Here is a 21,110-nt window from a genome sequence, read left to right on the forward strand (position 1 = left end):
TTTATACTTTCCTTACACATAAAAAATGTCATTTATCATCATATTTAAACTTAAAATAAATTGGTTGTTGGCGAGTATAAAAATTACTAACAATTTCAAATTACCATGGGTATTTTTTCCTGCATAGTAACTAAAGTTATATTTTAACAACTTTTATTCCTAAAAATGCTTTTATGTAGAAGGAAACAGAAGGCCAATGTCAAATATATACAATAGTAGTAATAAGTATACTCAGGAGGAAACAAGATGGAGGAAAAGCAAGGAATATATATACCGGTGAGGTTTAACACAATGTTAAACAGGGCTCTGCGTAACAAAAGCACATTCATTACAGCACCAGCTGGATATGGAAAAACAACCCTCGTCATGCATTGGAGTCAGCTATCCATACATTCATTTGTATGGCTTGAAATGATGAGCTCATTTAATAACCCAGTTACTTTATCTACCCATTTAAAACGAGTCGTCGATGAAACATTAAACAATAAAGTGGTAATTGTAATAGATCATGTACATCTCTTAGAGCAACCGGAAGCATTCGCTGAATTAAATAAATCGATGCTACAGGCACCTCCTCGCATTACTTTTATCCTACTTTCACGTAAAGCCTTACCATATTTAAAAAACTCTTCGGCTCTACAACATCAAACTTATCAACTTGACGCGGAGGAAATAAAGTTCTCCCGTGAAGAGGCTGAAGTATGGCTATCCCTACGATCTTCCTATTCAATTGAATTAACTGAAAATCAACTAACAGACCTACATACAATAACTGACTGTTGTCCTGCTTTACTTCAAATTGCCTACCAACATTATGTTCAACATGATAGACCAATAATTGATGATCAAGGCAGAGTAGCTCCATTGCTAGAGGATTATTTGCTTAATGAATGGCTAGGGCAACTTCCTAAGGATACCTTACAGCAATTACGACCGTTAGTCATACCACCCTATTTATCATTTGACTTCGCAAAGGAATTAATGCAAACGGAGACTGAGCCTCTCTTTCATATTCTTGAACAGCATTTAATTCTAACTAAATCTCTAGTAAATAACCGTTGGCTGCATCGTTTTCATCCACTAGTAAGGGCTATTATCAATGAAAGATTTTCTTTGTTTGATAACGAGCTAAAAGTGAGGGGAAAAACGGCTATATTTTTGGAAAAAGAAGGATTACTCAAAGAAGCTATTGAGGTAGCAATCCAAGGCCACAATCCGAGGTTGGCACTGCAATATATAAAGAAAATTGCTCCAGAAACTCTTTTATTTCAGGATTATAAAACACTACAAGACTGGCTGAATCGCTTGGGTCCTAAGCAATTTTCTCAGGATGAAGAAATCCTTTCGCTTTATAATTGGGTTTTAACTATGCTGAATTTATCCAATGATTTAGACCCTCTTATTACGGATACAAAGAAAGATCTATGGACACCATTTATATCGCTTAATCAAGGTAGTATGCCCTTTATTAGTAATCATTTTGGATTCGAGGGTGATATCAATAGGGTATTAAGTGAATACCAGGTTTCTGGCTACAAGGATGAATATCCAGCATTCTCGCCTTTCCGTCATTTAGCAATTGCAGAAGCGTCTTATGAACAAAACAACATAAGCGTAGCAAGGCTAAATTTAGAACAAGTATGGCTATCAATAAAGTCAAATGATTTTCCTGGACTGTCCATTCCCGCATTATGGTTGGACCTGCTTTGTCATAAATCGGAAGGTAGGATACAAAAAACACACTATATTATCCAGGAAATTTACTATCGATCCCTACATACTTCCATTCCGGCTTGGAGAAGAATGGGTAAAGCGTCAAGAACATACGTCCAACTTCAGGAAGGTCTTCATGATGAAGCTGAAGAATGGGTATTTGAGCAAAAGAGTTTGATGAACATCAATTGGGATCAATGGACAAGCTTTGAATATTTTACTTTAACTCGAGCCTTACTCGCTTTTCAAGAGACGGAAGAAGCTAACTATTTGCTCAACCGAATGATTACATCGAAATCTTTTGGAAAAAATCAAAGCGTTCACCTGAAGCGAAGGATTCTTCAAACGATTACATCAATCAAATTAGAACGACATTCAGAAGCGAAGATCTTTTTACAAGAAGCCTAAGAAATCGGATATAAATATGGCTACACAAGAGCCTTTCTTGATGAGGATCCTACTTTATTCTTAATTTTCCCTGATGTTGAAAAAGAACTTCCTACCCATTTGCAACAATACAGCGAACAATTATTACGATTAGTTAATAAAGAAGAGTTAAAAGAAATCAATGTCAATCCCAAAATGAAAGAGGCATTAACACTTCGCGAACTTGAGATCATTAAATATATTCGGAAGGGATTCTCTAATCAAGCCATTGGCAAGCAAATGCATATAAAAGAAGGTACAGTGAAAGGTCATCTTAACCGGATTTTCAAAAAGTTAAATGTTAGAAATAGAATACAAGCTGTCAAAACTGCTGAAAACCAACTGTTGCTTTAAGCTGATACCTTGGTTAAAAGGACAGGAGTTCGGATTTGGAATTCCGCTGGGATATAAAACAATTCCCCGAACAATAATGTTTGGGGAATTGTTTATATCATCTTCTTTAATTGTATGGACTTGGCGTTTTTCCGTAAAACTGCAGCCATTACTTTCATCTTGATTCCGGAAAATAACGAATCCACTTATGAAAAAGTTTTTTCGCTTAAATAAAATTATTTAACTTCTCATAAATGCTTAATAAATGCTGCCTTTCCTCTTCTGTTAATTTTTCAAACAGATCTCTACGCAATGTTTGCCCCTCATTATGTGCTTTGTTAAGCATATCAATTCCCTTGTCTGTAATTGCTAAGTAATTAATCCTCCGGTCGCCATCATCTACAAGTCGAGTAGCTAATTCTTTTTGAACAAGTTTTTCAGATAAGTGAGTTAAAGATGGTGGAGTTAATTCTAAAGCTCGTGCAATATCCGAGGGACGACTTTTTCCATTTTTGTTCAAGTGGCTGAGTACAAGAATATGGGAGATACCGAGGCTTTCTTTGAACATTTTATTCCACTGAATAATTAAATTGTTCGTGACCTGGTCCATGGAATGAATAAGTTCAAAAATAGTTTGTTCCTTCATTTGCTTTAATCCCTACTTTCCATACTAATAAGTGCCCCAAGGAAAAGAGGCTCTTACTGTATATAACTATTCTATTGAGCGGAAAACCCACCGTCAATAACTAATTCCGAACCAGTGATGTAAGATGATTCATCTGATGCTAAGAACAACGCTGCGTTTGCAATATCTTCAGGTCTACCTAACCGTTGGAGCGGTGTTGCTTGAACTAAACGATCTAGAAGCTCTTTAGATGTGCTTAATGATTGAGTCATTGGGGTTTCAATTATTCCTGGAAAAAGAGTATTCACACGTACTCCTTGACGGCCAAAAGTCGTTGCTGCCGCTTTAGACATCGCACGCACTGCCCCTTTGGACGCAGAATAATGATTAAATCCTTGGCCGATTTGGGCAGTATAAGAAGAAATATTAATAATTGAACCTTTCTTTTGAGCAGCCATATATGGAGCCACATGCTTTATACCTGCAAATGGACCAAAGCCATTAATGGAAAGCATTTTTTGCCAATCATCGATATTGATTTCCTGGTATGGTTTTTCTGATGAAATACCAGCGTTATTAACAAGTATATCAATTTTTCCGAAGCGATTGTTCACTTCCTCGGCTAATACCTTCCACTCATCATCTGAAGCAACATTTAATTTCAGCCCATATACATCTTCCTTTTGACTTGCTTTTTCGAGTGCTTCCTCATTTATATCTGCGGCAATGACAATTGCGCCTTCTTGACTGAACAGATCGACCATACGTTCACCAATTCCTGAAGCTCCCCCAGTAATTATTACTACTTTATTATCTAATCGTCCCATTTTAAATCCTCCTTAACGTAATTTAATTGATCCACCATCAACCATAATTGTTTGGCCAGTAATATAATCGGAATCACTGCTTGCTAAGAAGACAGCTACTCTACCAATATCTTGTTCTGGATCACCAAGACAACGAAGTGGAATTTTATTAATCATTGCATCATATAATTTCGGGTCGGCTTGACGCCATTGTTCAACACCCGGCGTATTTGCTATTGGCGAAATTAAGTTCACATTAATTCCATCAGGGCCCCATTCGTTCGCTGCTACACGGGAAATTCCTCGAATAGCTTCTTTAGCAGCAGCATAGGAGGTTTGAGTAACTTGTCCATCAATTCCAGCGCCTGAAGCAAAATTAATGACTTTACCTTGCGAATTCTTTAATTCAGGATAGGCTGCTTTCATGAAATTGAATGTAGGATAGAAACCCGTCCCAAACGATAAGTCAAAGTGATCCATGGTAGTTTCAACAAAAGGTACCTGCCTTGATACATGTGCATTATTGACGAGAATATCTAAATTACCGAACTTATTTATAACCTCCGTGACTATTTCATCAACGTTTTCTTTGCTAGAGATATCTTTAATAAAAAGTAAACCCTCAGTATATTGATTTACTTCAGCAAAGGTTTCCCTTCCTTTTTCTTCATTTACATCAACAATTGCAATATGGGCGCCTTCTTTGGCCATAGCAAGAGCAATCCCTCTGCCAATCCCAGAAGCACTACCTGTTATAATCCCAACTTTCCCTTGTAATCTCATTCGTATTACCCCTTTTCATATATTTAGACATCTAAATATTAAACATCTAAATAATAACAAATGTTTTTATATAGTACAACAGAAGTGAATTTTGACTACGCGGTTGTTAGGTTTTATAGGCGTTAACATAGTTCGCTTATATAAAAAGCCTTTAAATAATAGTTTGTTCCATCTTTTCAATGAACAATAGGCAAAAGTGTACATAAAATGTAGTGTGGTTATTTAGGTCTCGATTACAGCGAGCATGGAGAAGGGTGGACTAAAAGTTTGCACTTCGTAATGAAGATGTACTCAAAATAAATGAAAATAAAGGGGATAAGTTTCATGGAAACCTGGATTAAAAGTTTAAAAACAAATACACCACAAGAGGGATTTGAATTAGCAATTTTATTAGCAAGAAAGGGTGTCGCATATACACAACCTTCTGCTGATGTTCGAAAAAAGTTGCGACCAAAATATGCAAAAAACGCAGATAGCCTAACTTTTGCCTCACAGGTTATTGCCAGCCACTTTCAAACAGTAGCCGCAGCAAATAACTACTGGAAATAAAAAGAATAGGGCTATGGGATCGACCCTCGCTGTACTATCTAACCAGTTTTCCACATCCATCCGGGGCAAACTGACATCGCATAAGGCAATTTCGGGAAAAGTGAAGCAGCTGACGGGAACGAGTAAAAGTTTGGTTGAATGGATTTAGAACCTATTGCAGTTTATTTAAGCAAGTTGATGACTTGAGGGGATTTCTTTAAGGGATGTTGTAAATAGATTAATCAGGGAACAAGCGAAAATTATCGGTAATTCGACAAAATCCATTGACCTATAAGAAAGAAACTTATAGACTCTTTATATAATTTAGGAAAAATGGGGTTCTAATATAAAGTGAAGTTATTCAGGAAAAAGAGTGTAGAAGAATTATTTAAGAAAAGTGGAGATGTCCAGCTAAAGCAAACGTTAGGTGCATTTGATTTAGTACTGCTAGGAATTGGTGCCATTATTGGGACAGGTATATTCATCCTTCCTGGAACTGTAGCTGCGAGTCATTCTGGACCCGCTATTGTTTTTTCATTTATTATAGCTGCTATTGTATGTGCATTTGCAGGTATGTGTTATTCAGAATTTTCTTCATCTGTACCAGTTACCGGAAGTGCTTATACGTATGGATATATTGTATTTGGAGAACTAGTTGCATGGATAGTTGGATGGGCATTAGTGTTAGAATATGGCTTGGCCGTTGCTTCCGTATCAACTGGTTGGTCCTCTTATTTGTCTGCTTTGTTAGAAGGATTTAATATCACCATTCCAAAGGCAATATCAGGTCCTTTTAACCCGGCAGAAGGAACTTATATAAATGCACCAGCTATTGCCATCGTGCTTGCCATTGCCTTTTTATTAACTCGTGGAATACAAGGATCAGCAAAGCTTAACAAGATTATGGTATTTATTAAAGTAGGTGTCATTCTTCTATTTATTGTAGTGGGTGTATTTTTTGTGAAACCTGTTAATTGGCAACCATTTATGCCATTTGGAATAAGTGGAGTAATGAGTGGGGCAGCTCTTGTTTTCTTTGCTTACCTTGGGTTTGATGCAGTTTCCTCAGCAGCTGAGGAAGTTAAAAATCCACAACGTAATTTGCCAATCGGAATAATTGGTTCATTAGTAATCTGTACAATACTTTACGTAGTGGTTTCACTTGTGTTAACTGGAATTGCCCCCTATACACAACTAAATGTAAGTGACCCAGTTAGTTTTGCAATGCAGATTATTCACCAAGATTGGATAGCAGGTATAATTTCACTTGGCGCTGTTTCCGGAATGATGACCGTTATACTTGTGATGTTATATGGGGGAACGAGACTTCTTTATGCACTTGGCCGTGATGGATTACTGCCGAAAAGTATGTGTGAGCTGAATAATAAATATAAGACACCTGTTAAAAACACATGGACTTTTGCAATACTTACGGCTCTTTGTGCTGGGTTCATTCCGCTTTCTAGACTTGCGGAATTGGTGAACATGGGAACATTAATTGCGTTTACAATTGTTTCAATCGGAGTTATTTTCTTAAGGAAAAACAAAAATATACCAAGCGAAGGTTTTAAGGTACCGTTCTTTCCTGCTCTACCGATTCTTTCATTCCTATTATGTATATTTTTAATTACTCAACTATCTGTTTTCACATGGATTGCATGTGGCGTTTGGTTTATTTTTGGTTTGATCATCTACTTTACTTATGGCAGAAAGCATAGCTTGATGAATAAAGAATAAGAAAGACATGAAGTGAGCGTACATTGTAATGGAGACAATGTACGCTCACTTTTCTATTTTGGCCAACGAGTCAGATTCCAGTTTAGTGGATAAAACGTAAACGATAATTTGGTGTATGTCTTTTAAAACCTGGACGATTAAGTTCTTATAAAAACCGCATCTTTTATAATACGGTTCTTAGTAATTCACTGGTAAAATTATTTCTTCAAATTATTGTTTTCAATAAATTGATCAAAATCGTCGTTTGATTGTTGATCAATTCGGTTTTGATTATATTTTCCGTACTCCTGAATGGCTATTTGATCAGCCACTGATTTTGAAACCCTTCCTGCGTTTTCAAGGATTTCACGTTCATTAAATTGAAGAAATGCATTAAGTTTATCAATCCAATCCTTCATATACATTGGTCGTTGTCTGTCCGCTTGATCTTCAGCATAATCTAAATACATGGTGATAATTCTATTAAGCGACTTTAACTCCTTTTCAGATAAGTAATTTTTAGCAACTTTGACATCCTGTTTGCGCACTTTATCACCTTTCCATGAAGTTAGACCCATATTTTCTTTTTCTGCTTTTGCTCTATCTGCTATGAGTTCAGCAGCCGTTTGGCCATGAATTGCAAAGTGAAGTTTATTTTGAACAGTAGCAAAGAATTCCTGTGTAATTTCTGCTTTAGAATCATAATCAACTGAAGTGGCATATATATCTGTAATCTTTTGATAGAACCTTTTCTCCGAGGCACGAACATCACGAATTCGCTCAAGTAATTCATCGAAGTAATCTTGTCCGAAGTTACGCATTTCTTTCAGACGGTCATCATCCATTGTAAAACCTTTTACGAGATATTCATTTAAACGTTCTGTTGCCCACCTACGGAACTGTGTGCCTCGATGGGAACGAACTCGGTATCCGATTGCGATAATCATTTCGAGGTTGTAGTGCTTTGTTTTATAATTCTTGCCATCTTTCGCAGTTGTCAAGTAAAACTTGACAACTGAATCTTCATCTAATTCCTTCTCTTCAAAGATATTTTTTACATGTAGACTTATATTCTGCTTTGTTGACTGATACAACTCTGCTATTGCATTTTGCGTCATCCAAACTGTTTCGTTCTCTAACCTAACATCTATTTTTGTGTTTCCTTCTTCTGTTTGGTAGATTAATAAATTTGTTTCATTCTGCAATATTTTCACCCCTTAAATTCCTCACCTTCGTTAATCCTTATAAATTGAACTCCCAACTTTCCTTCAATGAAGCATCTTTCTTTTAATTTTTCTGGAACCTTCTTTTTTTACTACTGTATAGTATCTCGAGCAATATTGTTTTTCTACAAGCATAATGATATTTTTTATGAGAAGAGTTATATTATGAGGAGTCGTTTTATACATCTCTTCAATTGCTTTTTGTGTCATCCAGGCAGTGTCATTCTATTAAACGAACTTCTACTTTAGTATTTCCGTCTTCTGTTTGAGAGGTTAAAGTTTTTGTTACATTTGGCATTTTACCTATCAACCCCTTTTTACACTCTACTAACTATTATTATACTATTTAAATATTAACAAGGGAACATTCATTCCTATCCTATTATTGATAAATTATCTCTTCAATTAAATAAAACAAAACGCCATAGACTGATTAAACAGTTCAAGGGGTTATTAGTTCTAAATTTTTACTTATTTGTTCTAATATGCTTCTACATATCTTAATTTCAACTTTTGGTCTTACCACTATTTGTGATACGGTTCACCCCTTATAATCCTGAACCCACGATACACCTGCTCCACCAACACCAACCGCATTAACTGATGTGGAAAAGTCATCTTAGAAAAAGACAATGCCAGGTCACTCCGCTTCTGCACCGCTTCGCTAATCCCAAGCGATCCACCGATCACAAATGCAATCTTACTTTTACCATACGTAGCGAGCTCGTCCATTTTCGCAGCAAGCTGTTCCGAACTCAGCATTTTCCCACCAATTTCTAACGTAATGACATATGTATCTTGGCCAACGTTCCCTAATATCCGCTCGCCTTCCTTCCGTTTCACTTCCACCATTTCTGCTTCACTCATATTTTCTGGCGCTTTTTCATCAGCAACTTCGATGATATCTACTTTCGCATAGGCAGTAAGGCGTTTCAGGTACTCTTGGATACCTTGTTTTAAGTATTTTTCCTTTAATTTACCGACTGTAATTATAGTAATCTTCATAAGAATATACGTCCTTTTTGTTTAATTGATGTTTTCAGTTTACCAAAATAACTTTAGAAAAACAGCTGTACCTCTTAGAGAGGTGAAAAAAGTAGTGAATTATCTGACTTCCGCTTTTCATTTCACACATTTTCATGTATTATATATCTAAAAGATACATATCATATTGATAGGTGGTTTATATGAAGAAGACAAATAATAATACTAAATACGCCATATTGGGAATTCTCACTACAGATTGTCGTTCGGGCTATGCGATAAAACAAATGATTGACGGTAGCCTGAATCACTTTTGGAAAATTAGCTATGGCCAAATTTATCCCACATTAAAACAACTGGTGACGGATGGATTAGCCACTGTGCAGGATACATCCCAAGAAGGGAAGCCTGATAAGAAGGAATATTTTCTAACTTCAAAAGGTGCAATGGAACTGCGGAACTGGCTACAGAATCCTATAGAAGAGATACCTACTGAGAAAAATGAAGTGTTATTAAAGCTCTTTTTCAGTCGTCACCAGAGCAATGACGAAACGATCAGCCATCTTGAGCATTTCAAGCAGAAACTTCATGAACGCTATAGCACGTATGAAGCGATTGAAAATAGGATAACTTCCCATTCGTATGATAGTCCAGATGCACAGTATTGGCTTTTTACCTTAGATTATGGAAAACGGACCACAATTTCGGCAATTGAGTGGTGTGTAATAACGGTTGAAAAAATTAAAGATTCTTAGGAGGAATTATAATGGGGAAATCGATTTATGAGGGCCGGTATACTACTAAAAACGATCAGGACATGGTTGTATTTCTTATAGGAATGAGGATAAACAAAAGACGCGCTATACGGAAGTGGCTGCCCGTATTTACAGCAATGCCTGGTATGATCAAGGAGCTTTACCAAAATAAAGAAGATCTTGGTTTTCTATCAATGGAAAGTTTCTTCGGACTGCGAACAACTGTTATGATTTCATATTGGCGGTCAACAGAAGATCTTCTTGCTTACTCTAAAGGCCAGAAACATTTAACAGCATGGAAAAATTTCAATAATAAGGTAGGAAACAATGGTGCAGTAGGTATATACCACGAAACCTACGTCGTACAAAAAGGAAATTATGAAGCAATCTATGGTAATATGCCACTTTATGGACTCGCCAAGGCGTCAAAACACATCCCCATCACAGCGGAAACAATTTCTGCTAAAAAAAGAATGAAACCTGTTCAAACCAATACTGCACAGACAAAGCCTTAGTCAAATTACTGACTGAGGCTTTGTTTTTTACTGAAATAAATGATGGAGTAGTCGCTCTTTATCATCAAAAAACTGTTTCATGATTGAATACTGACTCGTATCTTCTAATGTTGATTCACTCATGCCTTCTTCTGTTAACTGAATGATTTTTGCATGTTCGTATGCCATGATAATCGGTGAATGGGTAGATATAATAAATTGGGAGCCTTGGTTCACAAGGTCATGAATTCTTGCAAGCATGGACATTTGTCTTAATGGCGACAAAGCCGCTTCTGGTTCATCCAAAATATAGACCCCATTACCCGAAAACCGGTTCATAAATGCCGCGAAGAATGCCTCCCCATGTGATTGTTCATGTAAGGACTTTCCACCATAGGAATCGATAACTTTTGGACTACCGGGTTCGGCATCCAACGATTCTATATTGGTTGATACATTGTAGAAAGTTTCTGCTCGGAAGAAAAAACTGTCCTTTGGTTTATTTGCACCTTTTGCGATACGCAAATAGTGATCAAGGTTAGAGTGAGAATCATAGCTGGAAAAGTTAAAGTTACGTGTTCCACCTTCTGGATTAAATCCTAATGCAACCGCAATTCCTTCCAGCAAAGTAGACTTCCCCATACCATTTTCGCCAACGATGTATGTGACATTCGGATGAAGATTCAATTGTTGAAAGCTTCGAATTACAGGTAAATTGAACGGGAATGTATCACGAGCTGGTAGTTGTTCACTTTTTAAATCTAGACTTTTTATGTATTGGGTATGAGAATCTAGCATTACCATTTGATACACGCAACCTTTCCAATGTATATTTCTCATTTTATCAAAACTATAATTGTTTGTATTTCAATCTGTAAGGGAAACATGTTTATTAATTAGTTATGAAGGAGTGATCTTGATGCAACAAATACTGTTTATCCAAACTGGTACCGGCATAGATGTGCATGGCCAAGATGTAACAAAGGCATCTGTACGTGCTGTTCAGGATGCGATTCATTATAATTCGATGCCTGGAATTGAAAAAAACTTGCCTGATCAGCGACTTGAGAATATGAAAGTAAATGTGAAGCTTGCACTTCCTCTAGACCATGACCAGCTTGATGTGGAAATGGTAAAAGATATGATTCCATATGGTACTGTGACGGTTGAGATTGTATCTGGTGGTATGGCCACCACCAGCGGAATTTTCCTTGAAGACAAGGCAGATAAAAACGATTTGATGTATATCGTAAACGCCGCAGTTGAGGTTGGGTATTAAGAATTAAAGCCTAAAGCCCAATGGTTTTAGGCTTTTTTTAACACGGCTTAATTCTTTGACTCCGCATCATACCAAGCAAGCTCTGGTCGTGTCTTGGGATAACCGTTTTGTTCACGGTACGCTTTTCGTTCAGCCGTAAAATCAAACCACTTTTTATCACAACCTGGATAATGAGCATGATAGACTACACATCTTAATGAATCCTCTACACACGGATCCATCCAATAGCCATATTGCTTCTCAGCACGGTTAGTTAACGCTGCACCTGTTTCACCTTTGAAGTCATCGAATGAATAGTAACCCAAATCTATTACAAGGTTTGCAAGCTTTGGCCCAATGGAGGGAATGGTTTGAAAGATTGCAAGGCCACGTATATACGTAGAGCGTTCTAACGGGGCTTCAAGAGCAATTGCTAAATCGCTCGTATCCATTTGGGATATCTCGCTGAGTTTAATCTTGTTAGCTCTTAGGTTGGATCTTTCCTCTAGGGTTAAAGGTAATTTTGGTGAAGTTGCTTTCATATAGATCACCTCGTCCTTGTTAATTATAATCGTTTTTCAAAGCTTTAAAGTGGCACTTATTTGCAAAATAAATATGTCTATTTCAGTATACAACTGTGGTATGATAAGGTCTATACTAACACTTTAACGGGGGCGCTTTTTATGTTTTTCCATGAAATTGACGATGATCTGACACTAAAGCTTATGGAACTAGACGATGCCAAGGAATTATTCAACTTGACCGATGCCTCACGCGAGTATTTACGTGAATGGTTGCCTTGGGTAGATGGAACAACTACAGTTGATGATTCACGTGGATTCATTGAACATACCTTGCGTGGATTTAAAGATAAAAAAAGCATGACTATGGCAATTCGATATAAAGGTAAACTGGTTGGTACTGCTGGCTTCAACAGCTTAGACTGGTCAAACAAGATTGCCTGTATCGGGTATTGGCTTGGAGAAAACTATCAGGGAAATGGAATTATGACCCGTGTGACACATCATTTGACGGACTATGCATTTACCGTACTTGATTTTAATCGCGTTGACATTCGTGCAGCACATGAAAATACGAAAAGCCAATCTATTCCAAAACGCTTGGGGTTTGTGGAAGAAGGGCAAATTAGACAGGCGGAGTGGTTGTATGATCATTATGTGGACCATGTTGTTTATGGGATGCTTGCGAGTGAGTGGGAGAATCAGTAGAGAAACTTAAGGGAAAACGCTATTTATTAGTAATACCAGAAAGGATTTGATAAAACATGCGGTTTTATATTGCCTCAAGCTTTCAAAACAAGGATATGGTGCGCTATGCTTCACAAAAACTTATAGCAAAAGGGTTCACACATACATACGATTGGACGATGAACCAACGTGCTACAGAGCCTGAATCTCTATATGCGATCGGTGAGCAAGAAAAGAATGCAGTACAAAATTGTGATGTTTTCATAATGCTGATGCCTGCAGGAAAAAGCAGCCATGTAGAACTTGGGATTGCGCTTGGTTTAGGGAAGCTTGTCTATATCTATTCACCTGAGGAAATAGCTCCATCTGACGATTCTACCTTTTATTATGTAGATGGTGTGACACGCATTTATGGTGAAATTGATCATTTCCTTTCAATGATTGGTGTCGTATAGAACTATTAGTTAGGCTTGTGTTGTTCATCTAGTGTTTCCAGCACGCTAATCATGTCTGTTATTTGTTCTTTTTTCAGTTTGATAGCCTGTTCTTCCAGCTTAACTTGGTGCTGCTTTTCTCTCATTTTGCTGGTTACTTCTGTTAGTAATTAGGGTGAACCACACCCGTTACTACGCTTCACCTCAAACATCATCTGAATTTCCCTGAGAGACAAATCCAAGGCTTGCATCTCTTTAATAGCTTCAAAATCCCCTATATCCTTTTCACCGTAAATTCTCCGCTTATTACTCCACGACGGTTCTAATAGATTCAGCTCTTCATAATGACGGACTGTATCCTTTGTTGTTTGTACCTTTTCGATAAAACTCTCCAATTTTCATATTTTTTCTCCTCGTAAACGCTTTACATGGGGTTAGCCCCACTTTGTATGATAGACGTATCATACAAAAGGATGTGGTGAAATGATCCATGGAATATTAATTATCTTGTATTGTTTTGTTAGTTTACTAGGTGGAATAGTTCAGTTACGAACCAATCATCTTGTCCCTGCAAAAATAAATGCATTATTATTTTTTATGGGTAGTCATTTGTTGTTTATTATATTAGGTATAACTGAACTGATCAGTTCTGTTCTGTACGGTTGGCTGCTATTAGCTACACTCCTCGCTGTCATTTCCAGAATCACAAACGGACTCGTTCTTTTTGGAAAAAATAACTGGCACCATTATATTGTTACAGGCTCTATCATGTTACTTATTTTCACTTTACACCTTTATGGTATTTGAAATTACTCAACACCATAGTGAAGCCATATCGCGCCATCTTTTCCTAGAGGTTTTGTATCCAGAAGTTTTAGTTTGGTAGCACCTGCAAGTGATGTTAGATCATCGCAATCGAAAACTGTAGGTGTTACTTTACCTCCAATAGCTATGGGGGCAATCACCAAGCTAATCTCATCTATCAATCCAGCTCTCAAAAATGCACCGTTTATTGACCCACCACCACTTAATCCTATTCTTTTAAAACCTCGATCATATAATTTTTGAAGTGCCAGCTGTAAATCGATGTGATCTCCTTTTCCCGCTTGTATGTATGAAATACCTTTACCTTTCAACTGTTCTACATAATGATCATTCACATTCTCTTTTGTTACTACAAGTAGACCTTCTGTTTGGTTCCAATTCATTCTTCCTTTACCATCAAAAACAATATAGGCCTTAGACTTTTTTGGCTGATAAATAGCCTTTTCCATATCTACCCAATCATTACTCCAAACCATCAAGCTCTCACTGCCAGATACCATACCATCACAATCCAACTCGTCAAATAATTGATGGGTAAATTCATTAGCACCACCGTCAATGTCTTTGGCAGTCCACTCCATAACGTTATGTTCAGGCGCAGTTGTTATTCTTCCATCAATGGATGAAAATACATTTACTATTACCTTGGGTTTCCGATTCATTAATAATCATTCTCCTTTAGAATCTTTTCACCAGTATTAGAAAACTTGGTTTATCGCCAAGATTTAATGGCGAAAGCCTTAGTTGCACTTATGCAGTAAGAAAGGATTTATACCTTCTTAACTGCTAAAACACCTGAAAAATTATTGTCAGTGCATATTTACTATTTTTCAGCCTGTACATAGAGTTCATCAACACGCTTTGCCATTTCTAAATCCAATGCTGTTAGTCCTTTTTCCTGCCATGATGAAAACTTAACGGTTACTTTTTTGTAATCGATGGAGATTAATGGATGATGTTGCTTATTTTCAGCAAACTGCGCTACTTGATCCACAAACTTAACTCCTGAGAGATACTTTTTGAAACGATATTTTCTTTCAATCCAATTTTCATCGACACGCTCCCAATCAGCTAAACTTGCTAGTTCATTTGTGATTTGTTCATCGCTTAAACGGTCCATTTATTAAACCTCCTTTAATTTATCCACATGTTTAGTTTAACAAATATTTTTAATCATTGCCCAAAACAGATAAATTTTACACTTGTGCACAGGTTATCAACAGGATTTTGGGGATAACTGTGTGGAAAAGCTGTTTTTATGCTGTTAATAACAATTATCCACAATTTAGATTCTGCCAATCCATCGTGAAGTTTAGAACTTTTTTTAGCCAGCTCCAATATATCACAGCTTAATCCAGATATATTAGTTTCTACATAGAATTTTAAAAATTCTTCAAAAAGTAGTGGACTTTTCAACTGATAATGATTATCATTATTATCAGAGTGTGAAACGTATATATAAACTGCACAGGAGGTTACAAAATGAAGCAGAAAAAGTTTTCTTTTATTATAGTTATGATTTTAGCTCTTATAAGTTTAGTTGCTTGTGGAACAGTTAGTGGTGAGGATGCAACCAAGAATGAAAAGAAAGATGACGCAAGTGGTGAAACCATCACAGTAAAGCATGAGATGGGTGAAACAGAAGTTCCTGCAAACCCGAAGAAAATCGTTGCACTAGAGTTCTCATATGTGGATGCGCTAGCAGCACTTGGGATCTCACCAGTTGGGATAGCGGATGATAACGATGAAAGCCGGATCATCGAGCCGATTCGTAAAAAGATTGATGATTACACGTCTGTTGGGACACGAAAACAGCCAAGCATGGAAATCATCAGCTCGTTAAAGCCCGACTTAATTATTGCTGACTTACAACGGCACAAGGATGTTTATGAACAGCTTTCAGATATTGCTCCAACTATTATGCTGACTTCTCTTTCAGCTGACTATAACCAGATTTTAGAAGGCTTTGAAAAGATTGCGTATGCGGTTGGTAAAGAGGAAAAAGGCAAAGAAGTGTTAGAATCACACAAAAAACGTATGGAAGAAATTAAAGCAAAGGTTCCTGAAAATGAGGATCGTACTGTTTTACCTGCAGTTGTTACCGCCGACGGATTTTATGCCCACAACATGGCTTCTTATACTGGCTCATTGCTTGAATCAATCGGTTTGAAAAATGCGATTCAGGACGGCAGTGATCGATACAACAAAATTAATCTAGAACAGGTTGTGAAATTCAATCCAGATGTCTTTTTCTTCATGCAAGCTGGTGAAGAAACCATCGTAGATCAGTGGAAAGACAACCCGTTATGGCAAAATATTAATGCAGTGAAAAGTGACCAAGTTTACACTGTTGATCGAAATACATGGTCCAGGTTCCGTGGATTAATTTCTTCTGAGGCAATTTTGGAAGAAGCTACTGAGAAACTTTATGGCAATTAAAAGAGGGCGAGAAACTAATTCTCGCTCTTTCAATTGGTTACTTTTAAGTATGGTTAGATAGAATTGTTCGGGCAAATGAGGGAGTTATATGGAATCCAAAACGATAAAGGTCATTTTATTTATAGGTGCCTTTCTTTTATTACTTCTAAGTGTAATGGCAAGTCTTCGTATAGGAGCTGTATCCATTGATTTTGGGGATATTTTTCAATCATTTATATCAGATGAACAAACGAAGAAATTTTTAATCGTACAGAATTTACGATTACCTCGAACTTTAATTGCGATTATAATTGGCGCAAGTCTTGCAATTGCAGGTGCGATTATGCAGGCTATCACATTGAATCCACTGGCTTCACCGCAGGTCTTTGGAGTTAATGCTGGGGCGTCATTAGTAGTTGTCCTAAGTCTTGTATTTCTACCAAGCATCTCACAAAGTTCACTTGTTTATTTTGCATTCCTAGGTGCTATTTTGGGTGGATCCATAGTCTATTCCATGGCATCAAGTTCGGCTGGAACATCTCCAGTCAAATTGGCGCTGGCTGGTATAACAGTCCATTTATTTCTATCTGCCATTATTGAAGGTATCGTTCTTTTTCATGAGGATTCCACGCAAAGTGTTTTGTTTTGGCTTGCTGGCGCTATTGACGGCGCTAGTTGGAATGAAGTACATATTATTTGGCCATGGGCAACTGCTGGCATCATCATTGCAATAGTACTTGCACGGCAGCTAACAATTCTTGGACTTGGTGATGACATGGCAAAAGGCCTCGGACAGAACGTTGTCGTGATTCGTTTGTTTTTCAGCCTACTTGTTGTAGTACTTGCTGGTGCATCAGTCTCTGTTGCAGGACCAATCGGATTTGTTGGATTAATTATTCCACATATCGCAAGAAAGTTGATTGGGATTGACTACCGGTGGATTATTCCGTTCTCTGGATTATTAGGTTCATTGTTGTTAGTCAGTGCGGATGTATTATCTCGATTTATTGCATTTCCAGCTGAATCACCAGTAGGGATTGTTACTGCATTGATCGGTGCTCCATACTTCTTATATCTGGCACGAAAAGGGAGTAAAGAATCATGAGAAAGAGGAAAATTATCCCAAAAACACGTTTATTATTGTTAATTTTAATTACCCTAATTACCGCGATTTTAGCTGTTGGTGTCGGCGCAATCTTTATTAGTCCAATTGAGTTGTTACAGTCACTAGTTGGAAATGGAAAGGATAGCGCCCACTTCATTATTATGAATTACCGCTTGCCACGTATCGTTATGGCTATCCTTGTCGGTGCCGGACTTGGCGTTTCTGGTGCTATTTTACAAGGGATTATTCGAAATCCCTTAGCTTCCCCAGACGTTATTGGTATTACAAAAGGCGCTGGGCTAGCTGCTGCGATTGTGGTGATACTCTTCCCACATGCACCTATTATCATGCTGCCGTTATCCGCACTTGCTGGCGCTGGAATCATTACAGTCATCCTGTACCTTTTTGCTTATAAAAAAGGCGTTAATCCATCAACATTAGCACTTGTCGGAATTGCGCTAGGCGCAATTTGTCAGGCAGGCATTCAATTTTTAATGGTAAAATTCCCTATCCAAATCAATGCTGCACTCATTTGGTTAACCGGAAGTCTGTGGGGGAAAAGCTGGAATGATGTCCTCTTATTGGCACCTTGGATTGTTGTGTTAGTTCCAATCAGCATATTATTAGCTAATCGCTTGGATATTCTCAACTTAGGTGATGATGTTGCGGAAGGACTTGGTGAAAATACTAGACGGACACGCCTAATCCTGCTAATTGTTGCAGTCGCATTGGCTGGATCCTCGGTGGCAGTTGTTGGATCACTTGGATTCCTCGGTTTAATTGCACCACACATCGCACGACAGCTAGTGGGAAATCGCCATAGTCTGTTGCTACCAACCTCCGCGGTAATGGGGGTATTGCTTCTCTTACTTGCAGACGCGCTAGGCCGTGGTCTGGCACCACCAGCTGAAATACCTGCTGGGATATTTACCGCCGTACTTGGTGCACCGTATTTCTTATTTTTGTTACGGAAGTTAAAAGCGAAATAGAGTCAAAAAATGAACGAGCTTGGAATTGCGCTCGTTCATTTTATGACCTCAAACGTCTAATCAAAATAATTCCAGAAACACCCACAATTCCTAACACGGCCCATGTCACAATGACCATCATGCTCATTCCTGTCATCTGGTCCTCCAAATGTACCTTTTCAGTTGGATCTTTTCCCATTCCTAATACTTCTAAGTCAGCTTGGGCATCTGTTATGGACTGCGTTCTTGAACAAAGATTTACATTTAATTCACCGTCGCGTTCAGAAGCATAGACTAAGTATCTTTCATTTAAGGTAAACTCATACCCACAACTTGCAGAACTCCTCGCTGTTTTCACTATTACTTGTGATTGATTGACACCTTTCCAAGTCTTATCCACTTGAAACAATACGCTTATCGGATCAGCAGATGATTGAAGCATATCAAGCTTGGACTGATCAACCTTTTTAACAACTCTTCCGGAAAAAACCGTAGCTCCATCACGATTGAGCACTTCTGTCACGGTTCCAGGTTCCGCACATGAACAGGCAAAACTTTTGGAAGGTACATAAGTAATAATCGTAGTTACTGCCAAAACCATTAGCATCAAATATGCAGTCCTTCTCAATTAAACCAACTCCTCTTAATAAGTAAGACGAATCAATTTGAAAATGGTTACCGAATATTATAAATCAATTTATTTTGATTTATCCGTTGACACCTTAGTTTTGGGGGTGTATGATTAAATCAATAAAAGTTGATGAAAAGGTGAAAAGATGAAAGAATTTAACCTATTACAAGATGAAAACCTGGAAAAAACCTTTGAAAAGTATGAAATAAAATACAAAGCCATTGCGGATAAAAAACGCCTTCAGATTATGCACCTTCTTACAAAAAACGGAGAAATGTGTGTTTGTGATATTGAGCCATTAATAGATATGACACAATCCAAATTATCGTACCATTTAAAAATTCTATTGAATGCTAATATTATTTTGAAGGAGACTCGTGGCACATGGAGTTACTACAGTCTAAATAAAGAAGAAGCGAATCATTTACTTAGTAAAGAACTTTGCTGTTTATTTGTTCCTGCAAAATAAGCAGTACATTTTTCTATATTAAATCAACTTTTTTTGATTTATTAATTGTTCATTAAATTTTAAAGGAGAGATTGCATGTTATCAAAATTACCAACTGTCGTTATTGGAGCAGGTCCAGTGGGGCTTGCCGCAGCTGCTCACCTAAACGCCTACAACCAGCGTTTTCTAATTCTTGAAAAAGGGGGTAATGCCGGAAGCAACATTCTTGAATGGGGGCACGTGCAACTATTCTCACCATGGGAATTTAACATCGATGAGTCTGCTAAAAAATTACTACACCAGACCGATTGGAATGAACCTGATGCACAAAAACTGCCTACGGGCGAAGAGCTTGTAACGGAATACCTTAAGCCATTAGCTAACCTACCACAAATCAAAGAAAACCTTGTTTACAATGCGGAAGTTTTAACTATTACAAAGAAAAACATTGATAAAATGAAATCTGCTTCACGCGAAGAACTACCCTTCGTGCTGTATGTTCTCATTAACAATACTGTCGAAAAAATAGAAGCAAGAGCAGTCATAGATGCTACTGGAACTTGGAATAATCCAAACCCTCCATTTGCAGACGGGGTGTGGAGAACTGACGGATTGAATAAAAAGTTACACACTCATATTCCTGACTTTTCTAAGGCAGAAGAGCTTTTCAAGAATAAACATGTCGCGGTTATTGGCAGTGGCCATTCTGCTTTAAATTCACTAAATGATTTGAATGAACTTAAAGATAAATACCCCGCTACAAACATTTCATGGATAGTTCGTAAACAACATGCACAAGAGGCTTTTGGTGGCGAAAAAAATGATGAATTAGCTGCTAGAGGTAAACTTGGATCAACAACACATCAACTAGTTGATAATGGTCAAATAAACGTCCACTCCAATTTTTATGTTGAGGAAATTAACGAGCATGATGGCTCTTTCGAGATTCAAAGCAGTGAAGGATTTACAATAAGTGAAGTAGACGAAATCATTGTGAATACAGGTGCTAGACCTGACTTTTCTTTTTTAAATGAAATGCGGTTAGACGTTAGTCCGATAGTTGAAAGTACAAAAGAACTAGCACCGCTAATTGATCCAAACCTTCATAGTTGCGGAACTGTTCGTCCACATGGTGAAAAAGAATTACGTCAATCAGAAAAAGGTTTTTATATAGTTGGAGTAAAAAGTTATGGGCGTGCCCCGACATTTTTAATGACAACAGGATATGAACAGGTACGTTCGATTTCAGCTTATCTATCCGGCGACTATGAAGAGGCTAAAAAAGTTAAGTTGAAGCTACCAGAAACGGGTGTTTGTCAAGTTAATCCATCTCCACGGCAACTGCCATTATCTGGATCCGAATCTAAAGGTGGCTGCAGAAGCAAGAGGAATAGTTGTTAATGGTTTAAGATATCAAAGATGACTTCAT

General features: G+C 37.5%; 26 protein-coding genes. 15 read left to right on the forward strand and 11 right to left on the reverse strand.

The annotated features are described in order from the left end of the window. Positions 1-246 precede the first annotated feature (246 nt). Together LG329_RS09835 and LG329_RS09840 are read left to right on the forward strand one after the other, a co-directional pair. Positions 247-2,121 (forward strand): hypothetical protein, encoded by a 1,875-nt coding sequence (locus LG329_RS09835; protein WP_404450643.1) that lies wholly within the window; start codon positions 247-249, stop codon positions 2,119-2,121. A gap of 99 nt (positions 2,122-2,220) precedes the next feature. After that, entirely contained in the window at positions 2,221-2,493 is a 273-nt protein-coding gene (locus tag LG329_RS09840; RefSeq protein ID WP_404450645.1) for a response regulator transcription factor, read from the forward strand. 205 nt (positions 2,494-2,698) lie between these two features. On the opposite strand, the gene LG329_RS09845 is transcribed toward LG329_RS09840, so the two are convergent. The 3 genes from LG329_RS09845 to LG329_RS09855 all read right to left on the reverse strand — a co-directional run bounded on the left by LG329_RS09845 (position 2,699) and on the right by LG329_RS09855 (position 4,686). Further along, positions 2,699-3,118, reverse strand: a complete 420-nt coding sequence (locus tag LG329_RS09845) for a MarR family winged helix-turn-helix transcriptional regulator (protein WP_404450647.1) — start codon at positions 3,116-3,118, stop codon at positions 2,699-2,701. Between the two features lie 71 nt (positions 3,119-3,189). Beyond that, positions 3,190-3,924 (reverse strand): SDR family NAD(P)-dependent oxidoreductase, encoded by a 735-nt coding sequence (locus LG329_RS09850; RefSeq protein WP_404450649.1) that lies wholly within the window; start codon positions 3,922-3,924, stop codon positions 3,190-3,192. Between the two features lie 12 nt (positions 3,925-3,936). Next, positions 3,937-4,686 (reverse strand): SDR family NAD(P)-dependent oxidoreductase, encoded by a 750-nt coding sequence (locus LG329_RS09855; protein ID WP_404450650.1) that lies wholly within the window; start codon positions 4,684-4,686, stop codon positions 3,937-3,939. Positions 4,687-5,010: 324 nt separating this feature from the next. On the opposite strand from LG329_RS09855, the gene LG329_RS09860 reads away from it, so the two are divergent. Beyond that, a complete protein-coding gene (locus tag LG329_RS09860) occupies positions 5,011-5,235 on the forward strand; it encodes a hexameric tyrosine-coordinated heme protein (protein ID WP_404450651.1) in 225 nt (74 codons plus the stop codon). A gap of 330 nt (positions 5,236-5,565) precedes the next feature. Next, on the forward strand, positions 5,566-6,951 hold the full coding sequence (locus tag LG329_RS09865; RefSeq protein WP_404450653.1) for an amino acid permease: 1,386 nt from the start codon (positions 5,566-5,568) through the stop codon (positions 6,949-6,951). Positions 6,952-7,148: 197 nt separating this feature from the next. On the opposite strand, the gene LG329_RS09870 is transcribed toward LG329_RS09865, so the two are convergent. Further along, positions 7,149-8,135: a virulence RhuM family protein gene (locus LG329_RS09870; RefSeq protein ID WP_404450654.1), complete on the reverse strand. Its 987-nt coding sequence runs from the start codon at positions 8,133-8,135 to the stop codon at positions 7,149-7,151. A gap of 543 nt (positions 8,136-8,678) precedes the next feature. Beyond that, positions 8,679-9,158, reverse strand: a complete 480-nt coding sequence (rlmH, locus tag LG329_RS09875) for a 23S rRNA (pseudouridine(1915)-N(3))-methyltransferase RlmH (RefSeq protein WP_404450655.1) — start codon at positions 9,156-9,158, stop codon at positions 8,679-8,681. Positions 9,159-9,340: 182 nt separating this feature from the next. Between rlmH and LG329_RS09880 the strand changes: the two genes are divergently transcribed. Together LG329_RS09880 and LG329_RS09885 are read left to right on the forward strand one after the other, a co-directional pair. Continuing rightward, a complete protein-coding gene (locus LG329_RS09880) occupies positions 9,341-9,892 on the forward strand; it encodes a PadR family transcriptional regulator (protein ID WP_404450657.1) in 552 nt (183 codons plus the stop codon). An 11-nt stretch (positions 9,893-9,903) separates the two neighbouring features. Next, positions 9,904-10,407 (forward strand): DUF4188 domain-containing protein, encoded by a 504-nt coding sequence (locus tag LG329_RS09885; protein WP_404450658.1) that lies wholly within the window; start codon positions 9,904-9,906, stop codon positions 10,405-10,407. Positions 10,408-10,434: 27 nt separating this feature from the next. On the opposite strand, the gene LG329_RS09890 is transcribed toward LG329_RS09885, so the two are convergent. Then, positions 10,435-11,190, reverse strand: coding sequence for an AAA family ATPase (locus tag LG329_RS09890; protein WP_404450660.1), 756 nt, complete (start codon positions 11,188-11,190; stop codon positions 10,435-10,437). A gap of 115 nt (positions 11,191-11,305) precedes the next feature. On the opposite strand from LG329_RS09890, the gene LG329_RS09895 reads away from it, so the two are divergent. Then, the gene (locus tag LG329_RS09895; protein WP_404450661.1) at positions 11,306-11,665 is read left to right on the forward strand and encodes a Lin0512 family protein; all 360 of its coding nucleotides are present in this window, start codon (positions 11,306-11,308) and stop codon (positions 11,663-11,665) included. A gap of 47 nt (positions 11,666-11,712) precedes the next feature. Here the strand turns inward: LG329_RS09895 and LG329_RS09900 are convergent, their stop codons facing one another. Beyond that, complete coding sequence (locus LG329_RS09900; RefSeq protein ID WP_404450663.1) at positions 11,713-12,186, reverse strand: helix-hairpin-helix domain-containing protein; 474 nt, start codon at positions 12,184-12,186, stop codon at positions 11,713-11,715. Between the two features lie 141 nt (positions 12,187-12,327). Between LG329_RS09900 and LG329_RS09905 the strand changes: the two genes are divergently transcribed. Beyond that, entirely contained in the window at positions 12,328-12,873 is a 546-nt protein-coding gene (locus LG329_RS09905) for a GNAT family N-acetyltransferase (RefSeq protein ID WP_404450664.1), read from the forward strand. Between the two features lie 56 nt (positions 12,874-12,929). Beyond that, positions 12,930-13,307 carry a nucleoside 2-deoxyribosyltransferase gene (locus tag LG329_RS09910; protein WP_404450666.1) on the forward strand — a complete coding sequence of 126 codons (378 nt, stop codon included), beginning with the start codon at positions 12,930-12,932 and terminating at the stop codon, positions 13,305-13,307. Between the two features lie 149 nt (positions 13,308-13,456). Here the strand turns inward: LG329_RS09910 and LG329_RS09915 are convergent, their stop codons facing one another. Beyond that, entirely contained in the window at positions 13,457-13,681 is a 225-nt protein-coding gene (locus tag LG329_RS09915; protein ID WP_404450668.1) for a MerR family transcriptional regulator, read from the reverse strand. 88 nt (positions 13,682-13,769) lie between these two features. On the opposite strand from LG329_RS09915, the gene LG329_RS09920 reads away from it, so the two are divergent. Beyond that, a complete protein-coding gene (locus tag LG329_RS09920; RefSeq protein ID WP_404450670.1) occupies positions 13,770-14,093 on the forward strand; it encodes a hypothetical protein in 324 nt (107 codons plus the stop codon). Between the two features lie 2 nt (positions 14,094-14,095). On the opposite strand, the gene LG329_RS09925 is transcribed toward LG329_RS09920, so the two are convergent. Then, positions 14,096-14,773: a RibD family protein gene (locus LG329_RS09925; protein WP_404450672.1), complete on the reverse strand. Its 678-nt coding sequence runs from the start codon at positions 14,771-14,773 to the stop codon at positions 14,096-14,098. A gap of 161 nt (positions 14,774-14,934) precedes the next feature. Continuing rightward, a complete protein-coding gene (locus LG329_RS09930; protein ID WP_404450673.1) occupies positions 14,935-15,231 on the reverse strand; it encodes a 4a-hydroxytetrahydrobiopterin dehydratase in 297 nt (98 codons plus the stop codon). A 362-nt stretch (positions 15,232-15,593) separates the two neighbouring features. Between LG329_RS09930 and LG329_RS09935 the strand changes: the two genes are divergently transcribed. From LG329_RS09935 to LG329_RS09945, 3 genes are all read left to right on the forward strand, one after another. Then, positions 15,594-16,550, forward strand: a complete 957-nt coding sequence (locus tag LG329_RS09935; protein ID WP_404450674.1) for a Fe(3+) dicitrate ABC transporter substrate-binding protein — start codon at positions 15,594-15,596, stop codon at positions 16,548-16,550. 88 nt (positions 16,551-16,638) lie between these two features. Beyond that, positions 16,639-17,634 (forward strand): FecCD family ABC transporter permease, encoded by a 996-nt coding sequence (locus tag LG329_RS09940; RefSeq protein ID WP_404450675.1) that lies wholly within the window; start codon positions 16,639-16,641, stop codon positions 17,632-17,634. Continuing rightward, the gene (locus LG329_RS09945; protein WP_404450676.1) at positions 17,631-18,623 is read left to right on the forward strand and encodes a FecCD family ABC transporter permease; all 993 of its coding nucleotides are present in this window, start codon (positions 17,631-17,633) and stop codon (positions 18,621-18,623) included. The genes LG329_RS09940 and LG329_RS09945 overlap by 4 nt, the downstream gene beginning before the upstream one ends. 40 nt (positions 18,624-18,663) lie before the next feature. Here the strand turns inward: LG329_RS09945 and LG329_RS09950 are convergent, their stop codons facing one another. Further along, positions 18,664-19,230, reverse strand: coding sequence for a hypothetical protein (locus tag LG329_RS09950; protein WP_404450677.1), 567 nt, complete (start codon positions 19,228-19,230; stop codon positions 18,664-18,666). Between the two features lie 148 nt (positions 19,231-19,378). On the opposite strand from LG329_RS09950, the gene LG329_RS09955 reads away from it, so the two are divergent. Together LG329_RS09955 and LG329_RS09960 are read left to right on the forward strand one after the other, a co-directional pair. After that, positions 19,379-19,702 carry an ArsR/SmtB family transcription factor gene (locus tag LG329_RS09955; RefSeq protein WP_404450678.1) on the forward strand — a complete coding sequence of 108 codons (324 nt, stop codon included), beginning with the start codon at positions 19,379-19,381 and terminating at the stop codon, positions 19,700-19,702. Positions 19,703-19,777: 75 nt separating this feature from the next. Further along, entirely contained in the window at positions 19,778-21,082 is a 1,305-nt protein-coding gene (locus tag LG329_RS09960) for an NAD(P)-binding domain-containing protein (RefSeq protein WP_404450679.1), read from the forward strand. Positions 21,083-21,110 lie beyond the last annotated feature (28 nt).

The sequence above is a fragment of the Virgibacillus necropolis genome (genome assembly GCF_044793635.1).
Lineage (GTDB): Bacteria > Bacillota > Bacilli > Bacillales > Amphibacillaceae > Virgibacillus_F > Virgibacillus_F necropolis_A.